General features: G+C 74.2%; 5 protein-coding genes. 1 reads left to right on the top strand and 4 read right to left on the bottom strand.

Annotated features, from left to right (window positions below):
- The coding region (locus tag HUX53_RS18655; protein ID WP_217919600.1) for a hypothetical protein at positions 1-209 on the bottom strand (209 nt) is incomplete at its 3' end.
- A 134-nt stretch (positions 210-343) separates the two neighbouring features.
- On the opposite strand from HUX53_RS18655, the gene HUX53_RS18650 reads away from it, so the two are divergent.
- Entirely contained in the window at positions 344-1525 is a 1182-nt protein-coding gene (locus HUX53_RS18650) for an acyl-CoA dehydrogenase family protein (protein ID WP_176404489.1), read from the top strand.
- Positions 1526-1644: 119 nt separating this feature from the next.
- Here the strand turns inward: HUX53_RS18650 and HUX53_RS18645 are convergent, their stop codons facing one another.
- From HUX53_RS18645 to HUX53_RS18635, 3 genes are all read right to left on the bottom strand, one after another.
- Complete coding sequence (locus HUX53_RS18645) at positions 1645-2430, bottom strand: enoyl-CoA hydratase/isomerase family protein (protein ID WP_176404488.1); 786 nt, start codon at positions 2428-2430, stop codon at positions 1645-1647.
- Positions 2406-3386 carry an alpha/beta hydrolase gene (locus HUX53_RS18640; protein ID WP_176404487.1) on the bottom strand — a complete coding sequence of 327 codons (981 nt, stop codon included), beginning with the start codon at positions 3384-3386 and terminating at the stop codon, positions 2406-2408. The genes HUX53_RS18645 and HUX53_RS18640 overlap by 25 nt, the downstream gene beginning before the upstream one ends.
- A gap of 71 nt (positions 3387-3457) precedes the next feature.
- Complete coding sequence (locus HUX53_RS18635; protein ID WP_176404486.1) at positions 3458-4207, bottom strand: gamma-glutamyl-gamma-aminobutyrate hydrolase family protein; 750 nt, start codon at positions 4205-4207, stop codon at positions 3458-3460.
- Between the last annotated feature and the right edge of the window lie 86 nt (positions 4208-4293).

Genomic DNA, 4293 nt, shown 5'->3' with positions numbered 1-4293 from the left:
TTGATACTGTTGTCCTGGCGTCTCTGTGTGTTCGGAGGGTCTGATTGGTACAGCGGCAGGGTGGTGGCGGTGGCCACGTCCGCCGGCGTGGACACCGCCACCACCCCCAGCGGCTCGCCGGTCGCCGGGTCGTCCACCGAGAACACGTCCTCCCCGGTGCCCTGGCTCCACCGTCCGCCGGCCAGCATCCACCTGTCGCGGGGCCGCATGGCCTCCCCCTCCCGTGTCGAACGTCCGTCCGATCGCCTACCCGGTGAGGACGGCTTCAATGACCGCACCCCGCGTCAGTGGTCACTTACTGAAATCGGCTACCGTGGTGCGCACGCGAGATGAGGGAGGCGCGGTGGACTTCGACCTGCCGGAGAGCGCGGCCGCGGTGCGCGAGGGCGTGCTGGCGATCGCCGGGAAGTACGACCAGGAGTACTGGAGCCGCTGCGACGCGGAGAAGCGCTGGCCCGAGGAGGTCTGGCGGGAACTGGTCCAGGGCGGCTGGCACGCCCTCGCCGTCCCGGAGGAGCACGGCGGCGGAGGCCAGGGGCTGCTGGAGCTGGCGGTCGCCCTGGAGGCGCTGGCCGAGGGCGGCGCGGGCGGCGCCGCGTCCTTCATGTACCTGCTCACGCCCGCGTTCGGCGGCCTGACCATCGCCCGGCACGGGACCGAGGAGCAGAAGCGCGAGTTCCTGCCCAAGATCGTGTCCGGGGAGATCGAGACCTGCTTCGCGATCACCGAGCCGGACGCGGGCAGCAACGCCATCAACATCTCCACCCAGGCGCGCCGCGACGGCGACCACTTCCTGGTCAGCGGGCAGAAGATCTGGATCTCCGGGGTCGAGCGCGCCGACTACCTGGTCCTCGTCACCCGGACGATCCCGGCGGCCGAGGCGCGTCCCCGCACGTCCGGCTTCACCGTCCTGCTGGTGGACGTCAAGGCGGCCGTCGCCGACGGCACGCTCACCTTCCAGCCGATCCCGAAGCTCGGCACCAACACCGTCGCGTCCAGCACGGTGTTCCTGGACGAGGTGCGCGTGCCGGCGGACCGCGTCCTCGGCGAGGTCGACCAGGGGTTCCTCGTCCTGTGGGACATCCTCAACCCCGAGCGGATCCTGGCCGCGGCGGGCGGCGTCGGCTCGGGCGGGCTGGTGCTGAAGCTCGCCTGCGAGTACGCCACCGACCGGGCGCCGTTCGGCAAGCCGATCGGGACGAACCAGGGCATCGCGTTCCCGCTGGCCAAGGCCAAGGCGCAGCTGGAGCTGGCCCGGCTGATGACCTACAAGGCCGCGTGGCTGTGGGACCGGGGCCGCCCCTGCGGCTCGGAGGCCAACATCGCCAAGCTCACCGCGGCGGACGCGGCCTGGCAGGCCGCCGACCGCGCCTTCCAGACCTACGGCGGGATGGCGTACTCGATGGAGTACCCGATCGCCCGGATGTTCCGCGACGCCCGGATCGCCAAGAACATCCCGGTCGCGGAGGAACTGGTCCTCGCCCACATCGCACAGCACGAACTGGGCCTGCCCAAGTCGTACTAGCCCCCGCCCGCCGGCAGGCCGGCCCGGCGGCGTCCGCGGCCGCCTTCTCCGCGGACGCCGCCGACGCGGAGGCGATGACCAAGACCCTCGCGCGGGGCGTCCACGCGGCTGAGCGCCGCCTACTGGAACTTCGGCGGGCGCTTCTCCCGGATCGCGGCGACGCCCTCCCGCACGTCCGGGCCGGTGAACCCGAAGAACTCCATCGCCAGGGACGCGTCGAACGTCGGCCCGGCGAGCCGCAGCCAGTTGTTCAGCGCGTGCTTGGTGAGCGACAGCGCCTCGGCCGGACCGGCCGCGAGCCGCCCGGCGATCTCCAGGGCGCGGTCGTGCACCTCGCCGTCGTCCACGCACAGCGAGACGAGGCCGATCCGCTCGGCCTCCTCGCCGGTCAGGACGTCGTTGAGCATCAGGTAGTACTTGGCCTTCGCCAGCCCGCACAGCAGCGGCCACACGATCGCCGCGTGGTCGCCGGCCGCCACGCCCAGCCGCACATGCCCGTCGATGATCTTCGCGGTGCGGCCGGCGACCGAGATGTCGGCCAGCAGCGCCACCGCGAGCCCCGCTCCCACCGCCGGGCCCTGCACGGCGCTGACCACCGGCTTCGAGCAGTTCAGCACGTTCATCACGATGTCGCGGGCCTCGCGCATGATGCGGCGGCGCGCGGCGTGGTCGGCCATCATCTCCTCGATCATGGCGATGTCGCCGCCGGCGGAGAACGCCGTCCCCTCGCCGCGCACCACGATCGCGCGGACGGCGTCGTCGGCGTCGGCGTCCCGCCAGATCTCCGCGAGCTCCCGGTGCCCGACGGTGTCGACCGCGTTGAGCTTGCCGGGCGTGCTGATCGTGACCCGCAGCACCCCGTCCGCCGCCCAGTCGATCCTCAGCCGCTCGTACCCGTCGTACATGCCGCGCCGTCCTCCCGCTCGCGATCACCGAATGCCGCGCGCAATCGTCGCACAGCGAACTCCATCGCCTCGGCACCGGCGTCGAAGATCTCGGGCAGCAGGAAGAAGGAGTGCACGACGCCGGCGTAGCGGCGCAGCTCGACCGGCACCCCGGCCGCGGCGAGCCGGCGGGCGTACGCCTCGGCCTCGTCGCGCAGGATGTCGCATTCGGCGGTGATGACGGTCGCGGGCGCGGCGCCGCCCAGGTCGGGGGCGCGCAGCGGGGCCAGCCGGAAGTCGGACGGGTCGGCGCCGCCGCGGTACAGGTCCATGAACCGGGCGAGCGTGCCCGCGTCCAGCCCGTACCCGGTCCCGTACTCGCGCCAGCTCGGGGTGTCCATCGCCGTGTCGGTCACCGGGTAGACGAGCAGCTGGTGGACGAGCGGCAGCCCGCGGTCGCGGGCGAGCAGCGCGACGGCGGCGGCGAGGTTCCCGCCGGCGCTGTCGCCGGCCACCGCCACCGCGCCGGGGACGATGCCGTAGCGCTCGGGCTCCCGCGCCGCCGACGCGACGACGGCCCACGCGTCGTCCACGGCGGCGGGGAACGGGTGCTCGGGGGCCAGCCGGTACCCGACGTTCAGGACGACGCATCCGGCGGCGGACGCGAGGTCGCGGCACGCGGCGTCCACGTTGTCGACGTCGCCGAGCACCCAGCCCCCGCCGTGCAGGTAGACGACCGCGGGCAACGGCCCCCGCCCGGGCGGTGCGGGGCGGTACAGCCGCACCGGCACCGGGCCGCCGGGCCCGCGCACCTCGATGTCGCGCACCTGCGGAAGCTCGCGCCGCACGACGGGGAACGCCGCGCCGATCCGCTCCCGCATCTCCGCGATCGTGGGTTCCGCCGACGCGCCGGGCGGCGGGGCCGTCCAGGTCGCGAGCAGCTCCAGGAAGCTCACGGTCTGCGGGTGGACGGGCATGCGGCGGCTCCCGGGGCAGGCGGCGGTTTCTCCCGGTTCGCTTCCCCCGGAACCGGAACGCCAACCCCCGGTCAGCGGCCGGCGGCCTCCGCGGTCAGCGCCTCGAACAGGCGCGGGTCGTCGCCCTCCTCCGGGTGCCACTGGACGGCGAGGCCGAAGCGGTGGCCCTGCAGCTCGACGGCCTCCACCACCTGGTCGTCGGCCCAGGCCACGGCCGACAGGCCCTTGCCGAGCCGCCCGACCGCCTGGTGGTGGTAGGTCGGGACGTCGGCCGCGTCGCCCAGGATCTTGCCGACCAGGCTGGTCGCGCCGATCCGCACCGGGTGCGAGCCGACGATGCCGGTCTCGGGCGCGTGCCCCTTGTGGCCGACGGCCTCCGGCAGGTGCTGGATGAGCGCGCCGCCGCGCGCGACGTTCAGCACCTGCATGCCCCGGCAGATCGCCAGGAACGGCAGGTCCGCGGCCACGATCGCGCGGACCAGCGCCAGCTCGAACCGGTCGCGCTGCGGCTGCGGCGGCCCGGTCTCGTGGTGCCGGGCGGCGCCGTACAGGCCCGGGTCCAGGTCGCCGCCGCCGCCGAGGACGATGCCGTCCAGCCGGGCGACGCGGGCGTCCACCCCGCGCAGCGCCGCGGTCGGCGGCAGCAGCACCGGGACGCCGCCGGCCCGCTCGACCGCGCGCACGTACGGCACGGGCAGGAGCGCGGCCTCGCGCACCCAGACCCCCCAGCGGGCCGGCTCCTGGTAGGTGGTGATGCCGATGAGCGGCGGCGCGCCGGCCCCGGCGGCGGGGCCCGGAGCCCCGCGGACGGCCTCTGACATATGCGTGTCTCCCCCTCGTGCTGAGCACTGGCCACAGGACGGCTGACAACCTGGGTGATCTGCCCGTTTCGGCGACACCTCATGGT

It is taken from the genome of Actinomadura sp. BRA 177, from assembly GCF_013372625.1.
Taxonomy (GTDB): Bacteria; Actinomycetota; Actinomycetes; order Streptosporangiales; family Streptosporangiaceae; genus Spirillospora.
The sequence above is the reverse complement of the archived record's forward strand: the minus strand, read 5'-3'. Positions and strand labels throughout refer to the sequence as shown.

What these genes read in the sequence shown, in the direction of transcription:
- HUX53_RS18645 (WP_176404488.1), bottom strand. Translation starts at nt 2,430, where the DNA reads ATGTACGACGGGTACGAGCGGCTGAGGATCGACTGGGCGGCGGACGGG.
- HUX53_RS18640 (WP_176404487.1), bottom strand. Translation starts at nt 3,386, where the DNA reads ATGCCCGTCCACCCGCAGACCGTGAGCTTCCTGGAGCTGCTCGCGACC.
- HUX53_RS18635 (WP_176404486.1), bottom strand. Translation starts at nt 4,207, where the DNA reads ATGTCAGAGGCCGTCCGCGGGGCTCCGGGCCCCGCCGCCGGGGCCGGC.